Genomic DNA, 6,105 nt, shown 5'->3' with positions numbered 1-6,105 from the left:
TGAGCGCAGCGAGTTTAGCGAGACCCCGCCCAAGTTGAGCAGCGCAGCGGACCCTGCGCAGCAGGGCGTGCACGTCGGGTCGCCTTTCTTTGCTTACTTTCTTTGGCGAGACAAAGAAAGTGAGGCGCCCGCCGGGGCGCAATCCCGGCCTCCGCCCCCAAACGAAGCGCAAAGGGACCAGAGCGAAGCGGCACAACAAAGCCACAAGCAAGTGGACAAAGCACACAAGCCATTTGCCCCCCAGCCAAGGCGCAGTAGCAGCCAAATCCCCCCCAAACCCCATAGCCGGGATAATCCCCCAATGAACAGTTCAACCCCCGCCCCGGGCAACCAGGGCTTTGACTCCCTGGGCCTGCCCCCCGCCGCCCTGCAAAACCTGGTGCAGCTCGGCTACACCGCCATGACCCCCATCCAGGCCGCCAGCCTGCCCCTGACCCTGGCCGGTCACGACCTGATCGCCCAGGCCAGCACCGGCAGCGGCAAGACCGCCGCCTTCGGCCTGCCCCTGGTGCAGAAGCTCGATGCCGGCCGGCTCGACGTGCAGGCCCTGGTGCTGTGCCCCACGCGAGAGCTGGCCGATCAGGTCACGCAGGAGATCCGGCGTCTGGCGCGCTCGGTCGACAACATCAAGGTGGTCACCCTGTGCGGCGGCGTGGCCCTGCGCGGCCAGACCCTCAGCCTGCAGCACGGCGCCCATGTGGTGGTCGGCACGCCCGGCCGCATCATGGACCACCTGGACCGCGGCAGCCTGCTGCTCAACCACGTCAACACCCTGGTGCTCGACGAGGCAGACCGCATGCTCGACATGGGCTTCTTCGAAGACATCGCCTCGGTGGTGCGCCGCTGCCCACCGCAGCGCCAGACCCTGCTGTTCTCGGCCACCTACCCTGAAGGCATCGACCGCCTGGCTGCGCAATTCATGCGCGCGCCCAAAGAGGTCAAGGTGCAGGCCCAGCACGACAGCAACACCATCCGCCAGCTGTACTTCGAGGCCACCAACGCCCAGCGCCTGCCTGCCGTGGCCCAGTTGCTGAACCACTTCCGCCCCGAATCCAGCCTGGCCTTCTGCAACACCAAGCAGCAGTGCCGCAACCTGGTCAGCCTGCTGCAAAGCCAGGGCTTCAGCGCCCTGGCCTTGTATGGCGAGCTGGAGCAGCGCGAGCGCGACCAGGTGATGATCCAGTTTGCCAACCGCAGCTGCTCCGTGCTGGTGGCCACCGACGTGGCCGCACGCGGCCTCGATGTGGCCAACCTGCAGGCCGTGATCAACGTCGACGTCAGCCCCGACCCCGAGGTGCATGTGCACCGCATCGGCCGCACCGGCCGTGCCGGCGCCGAGGGCCTGGCCCTGACCCTGGTCAGCATGGACGAGATGGGCTACGTGGGCCGCATCGAGCAGATGCAGGGCCGCGAGTCCGACTGGCAGCCGCTGGACAGCCTCACCCCCACCGGCAAGGGCCCGCTCAAGGCCCCCATGGCCACGCTGCAGATCGTGGGCGGGCGCAAGGAGAAGATCCGTGCCGGCGACGTGCTGGGCGCCATGACCGGTGAGGCCGGCTTTGCCAAGGAACAGATCGGCAAGATCAACGTCAACGAGTTCAGCACCTATGTGGCGGTCGATGCCGCCATCGCCCGCGAAGCGGTGCGCCGCCTCTCGGCCGGCCGCATCAAGGGCAAGGTGGTGAAGGTGCGCCTGATCGAAGGCGACGAGGCTTGAACCCGGTCGCCCGCACCCTGCCTGCGCTGGGCCTGCCCGGCGCTGCCGCCCTGGTGGTGGGCGGGCAAGGCGGCGTGGGGGCGGCCCTGGCGGCCGGCCTGCGCGCACGCCACCCGCAGGCTGCGGTCAGGGTGTCGGTGCGCGGCCCCAAGGGCGCAGACAGCCTGGCCGATGATCTGGTGATCGACCTGCAGGACGAGGCCAGCATCGAGGCCGCGGCCCACACCCTGGCCGCCCAGTGCGCCGCGCAGGGCCAGAGCCTGCGCACCCTGGTGGTGGCCAGCGGTTTTCTGCACCAGCAGGGCAGCGGGCCCGAGCGCAGCTGGCGCCAGCTGGATGCCACCTACCTGCAGCAGGCCTTTGCCGTGAATGCCATCGGCCCGGCCCTGCTGATCAAGCACTTCTTTCCGCACCTGGCGCGCAGCGGCCCCGTGCTGGCGGCCTTTTTGTCGGCCCGCGTGGGCAGCATCGAGGACAACGCCCTGGGCGGCTGGTACGGCTACCGCGCCTCCAAGGCCGCCCTCAACCAACTGGTGCGCACCGCGTCCATCGAGCTGCGCCGCCACAACCGCAACGCGGTGTGCGTGGCCCTGCACCCCGGCACGGTGGACACCGGCCTGTCGCGCCCCTTCGCCAAGCAGGGCCTGCGCGTGCGCCCGCCCGAGCTGGCCGCCGCCGAGATGCTCGACACCCTGGCCGCCCTGGGGCCAGCCGACAACGGCGGCTTCCGGGCCTACGACGGCAGCACCGTTCCCTGGTAGAGGCTGGGGCCCGAAGGCGCGGCTCAGGGATGCCAGCGGCTGACCAGCCGCGGCGTGGGGTGGGTATTGCTGGGCACTGACGCCTCGGGTGGCTTGACCAGGGGTGGCCCCACATAGCGGGCCCGGGGGCGGATCAGTGCGCCCTGCTGCACCTGCTCGATGGCGTGGGCCAGCCAGCCCACGCAGCGGCTCAGCGCAAACACGGTGAAGGGGCCGTCGGCCGGCCAGCCGTGGTGCCGGGCCAGGGCGGCCAGGGCGAAGTCGACGGTAGGGTGTTCGCCGGCGCGTTGCAGGGCCAGGGCCTGCAGTTCGGCAAAGCCTGGCGGCAGCCGCCCGCTGGCGGCCATCAGGCTGGCCAGCAAGGTCTGGGCGCGCACATCGCCCTCGGGGTACAGCGGGTGGCCGAAGGCCGGGTACAGGCGCCCGCTTTGCAGGGCGGGCGCCAAAGCCGCCTCGGCCCCGTGCGCCAGGGCCGTGTCCACCAGGGCCTGCACGCGCGCCACGGCGCCGCCATGCAGCGGGCCCGACAGGGTGGCCAGGCCGCTCAGCACACAGGCGCTCAGCGCGGCCCCGGTCGAGGCCGTGACCCGGGTGGCAAAGGTGGAGGCGTTCAGCTCATGGTCGGCCAGCAGCACCAGGGCCTGGCGGATGAGCTCGGCCGCCTGGGGGCAGCCCCATTGGCGCGCCAGGCGCAGGTGCAGGGGGTGGCCCAGGGCTGGGGCAGGGGTGTCGCCGATCAGGGCCTCGGCAACCGTCATCAGCACCGAGGCGGCCTGGGGCGCCAGGGTGTCGGCTGGGGCGCCCAGGGTGGCCGGGTCGTGCGCGGCGCGTTCGGCCAGGGCCTGCAGGGCCCGGGTCAGGGCAGGGGCCTCCGGCGCAGGTCGGCATGGGCGGCGTGGTGGGGTGGCCGGGGGCCAAGCCGGGCTGGCCTGCCACAACAGTTCGGCCACTTCTTCGAGCGTGGCGCTGTGCGACCAGGCCACCGCGTCGCGCCCGCGAAAGCACAGCCGCCCCTGGCTGACCGTGGACAGGCCGGTGTCCAGCACCGGGTCGCCCCAGCGGATGGTGGCGGCGGCAATCGCCTGGTCACGGCGGCGCCCGGCCCGTCGCGCGGCCTGCTGCTGCACGTCCTGCGCGTGGTACAGGCTGCGCCGCGGGTCGGCCGGGTCGGGTCGGCTGCGGATGGCGTGGCGGCTGACCTGGGCATACAGGGTTTGCGGGCGCACCTGCAGCACGTGCAGGGCCTGTTCGGCGGTGATCCAGCCCATGGGCTCCTCAGGGGGTGATGGCGTCAGCCGCCATCGTGCCAGCGTGCGGGCGAGCTGCCCAGGGGGGCTGCGGGCAGGGCGTGCTGCAACACCAGGCCGTCGATGCTCAGGGCGGGTCGCAGGCGGCGCGCCGGGCCCCAGGCGGTGGCTTCGAGCGTGGGCAGGAAATCGGCTTCGGTTTCGGGGGGCAGAGGGGCGGCTGGGCTGGTGCTGGGGCGCTCCAGCAGCAACTGCCCGGTGCGTGCCAGGCTGGCCCGCCACAGGCTGCCCTGGCCGTGTTGCAGGCGCTGGGTGAGGCCGCGCAAGGCGGCGCAGGCCAGCAGGTAGCCGGTGGCGTGGTCCAGGGCCTGCACGGGCAGCGGCACCGGGGCCGTGTCGTCGCCCTGGCTGCGCCGGCCGGCATCGGCCACGCCTGTGCTCATCTGCACCAGGCTGTCGAAGCCGCGTCGCTGCGCCCACGGCCCGGTGAAGCCATAGGCGTCCAGCGACACATCGACCAGCCCGGGGCGCCAGGCCTGGCGTTGGGCGGCGCCCAGGCTCAGGGCCTCCAGTGCATCGCTGCGGTAGCCATGCACCAGCACGTCGGCACCCTGCAGCAGGGCCTGGAAGCGGGCCTGCCCCTCGGGGCTTTTCAGGTCCAGCCGGGCGCAGCGCTTGCCCACCGTCACCTCGGGCGCCAGCGAGGGTTCGTCCCAGCCGGGCGGGTCGATGCGCAGCACCTCGGCGCCCAGGGCGGCCAGCAGCCGGGTGGCCACCGGCCCGGCCAGGATGCGGGTCAGGTCGAGCACCCGCAGCCCTTGCAGCGGGCGGCCGCGCACTGGCAGCCAGCCTGGCGCTGCTGCGGGCAGGCCGGGCAGTTGCTCCAGCAGCGGTGTGGCGCGCACGGCCTGCCCCTGCGGGTGGGCCTGCCACTGGCGGGTGCTGCGCAGGGCGGCGGCGCAGCCGCCTTGCGCCACCACGGCGCTCTCCAGGGCTTCGGCGGGCCAGGCCAGCACGGCCTGCGCCACGGCGGCGCGGTCGGGCGGCACGCCCAGCACGGCCAGGGCGGCAGCCCGGTGCGCCGGGGCATTGGTGTGCAGGCGGATCCAGCCATCGGCGCAGCGGTAGTCGCCTGCTACGGCGTCCCAGGCCGGGGGCAGGGCCCAGCCCTGGGGGCGCACCGACAGCGCAAACCACATCGAGGCCAGACGCCGGTCCACCGTCACCACCGGGGGGGTGTCCAGCCCGTGCAAGACCTGTTCGAGCGTGGCCGCGGCCAGGCCGGCGGCCGCCATCGAGGCCGCCGCCAGGGGGGTGACCTCGAAGACCGAGGCCAGGGCCCCCTCGCCCTGGAAGCGAACGCGCTCCACGGCGGCGGGTGCCCCGCCGGCCGCTTGCCAGATCTGTTGCAGAAAGAAGGTGTCCGGTGAGAGGCTCATGGTGGGCATCGAGTTGATCAAGAAGGGCTGATGGCTGCCATTGGGCCCGGCCCCGGGCGGTTTGAACAGATTGATGGCAACCCTCAACAGGTGGCCGAAACGCGCAAGAGTGCATTTTTCAAACTCGGTTAGACTTCTGGTCCTCTAGATGAGTTGATGAAAAAATGAACAAGCAGCATCTGAAGGTTGTGCCCCCTGGCGGCGTGAGCGCTGCGGCGCCGGTGCCCGGGCAAAGCCGTTATGGCGCCCTGGCCGCCGCCTTGCGCAGCCGGGTGGTGGCGGGCGAGTGGCCGCCGGGCAGCGCCCTGCCGGCCGAGCAACTGCTGGCGGCCGAGCACGGCGTGGCCCTGGGCACCTTGCGCCGGGCCCTGGAGCTGCTGGCCGAGCAGGGCCTGATCGAGCGGGTGCATGGCAAGGGCACCTTTGTGCGTCAGGGCATTGCCGGCGCTTCGATGCTGCGCTTCTTCCGCTTTGGCGAGCACGCGGGCGTGGTGCCGGCCTCGCGCATCGTGTCGCGCCAGCGGGTGGCGGCTTCGGCGGCGGCCGCACGGGCCTTGGGGCTGGCGCCGGGCGAGCCGGTGCTGCGCCTGCAGCGCCTGCGCCTGATCGACGCCCAGCCCTGCCTGCTGGAAGACCTGTGGCTGCCCATGGACCTGTTCGCGCCCCTGGCCCAAGGCGACTGCGCCGACTGGGACGCCTTGCTCTACCCCATGTACGCCCGGGTGTGCGGCGTGCATGTGCAGCGCGCCGTCGACGACATCGGCTTCGGCCTGCTGGGCGCCGCCCAGGCCCGCCTGCTGGAGCTGCCCGCCGGCCACCCGGCAGCGGTGGTGACCCGCCAGGCCTACGACCTGAGCGGCCGCTGTGTCGAATGGCGCAGCACCCGGGGCGATGCCCACGCATTTCACTACACCGTGACCCTGACCTGATCCGAACCCCAT

At 72.3% G+C, this 6,105-nt stretch carries 5 protein-coding genes; 3 read left to right on the top strand and 2 right to left on the bottom strand.

Annotated elements, in window-relative coordinates; all coding sequences use genetic code 11:
• The first annotated feature begins 301 nt into the window (after positions 1–301).
• Both dbpA and L880_RS0130585 read left to right on the top strand, forming a co-directional pair.
• The gene (gene dbpA / locus L880_RS0130590; protein ID WP_027478843.1) at positions 302–1,717 is read left to right on the top strand and encodes an ATP-dependent RNA helicase DbpA; all 1,416 of its coding nucleotides are present in this window, start codon (positions 302–304) and stop codon (positions 1,715–1,717) included.
• A complete protein-coding gene (locus L880_RS0130585; protein WP_084461785.1) occupies positions 1,714–2,478 on the top strand; it encodes an SDR family NAD(P)-dependent oxidoreductase in 765 nt (254 codons plus the stop codon). Before dbpA ends, L880_RS0130585 begins: the two co-directional genes overlap by 4 nt.
• Before the next feature lie 23 nt (positions 2,479–2,501).
• Here L880_RS0130585 and L880_RS34020 read toward each other — a convergent pair whose 3' ends face one another.
• Complete coding sequence (locus L880_RS34020; RefSeq protein WP_043331159.1) at positions 2,502–3,746, bottom strand: citrate synthase; 1,245 nt, start codon at positions 3,744–3,746, stop codon at positions 2,502–2,504.
• Positions 3,747–3,769: 23 nt separating this feature from the next.
• Positions 3,770–5,164: a CoA transferase gene (locus tag L880_RS0130575; RefSeq protein ID WP_051443726.1), complete on the bottom strand. Its 1,395-nt coding sequence runs from the start codon at positions 5,162–5,164 to the stop codon at positions 3,770–3,772.
• A gap of 164 nt (positions 5,165–5,328) precedes the next feature.
• On the opposite strand from L880_RS0130575, the gene L880_RS0130570 reads away from it, so the two are divergent.
• The gene (locus L880_RS0130570) at positions 5,329–6,093 is read left to right on the top strand and encodes a GntR family transcriptional regulator (RefSeq protein WP_027478840.1); all 765 of its coding nucleotides are present in this window, start codon (positions 5,329–5,331) and stop codon (positions 6,091–6,093) included.
• Positions 6,094–6,105: the final 12 nt, after the last annotated feature.

The organism is Curvibacter gracilis ATCC BAA-807 (assembly GCF_000518645.1).
GTDB lineage: Bacteria > Pseudomonadota > Gammaproteobacteria > Burkholderiales > Burkholderiaceae_C > Curvibacter > Curvibacter gracilis.
The sequence above is the reverse complement of the archived record's forward strand: the minus strand, read 5'-3'. Positions and strand labels throughout refer to the sequence as shown.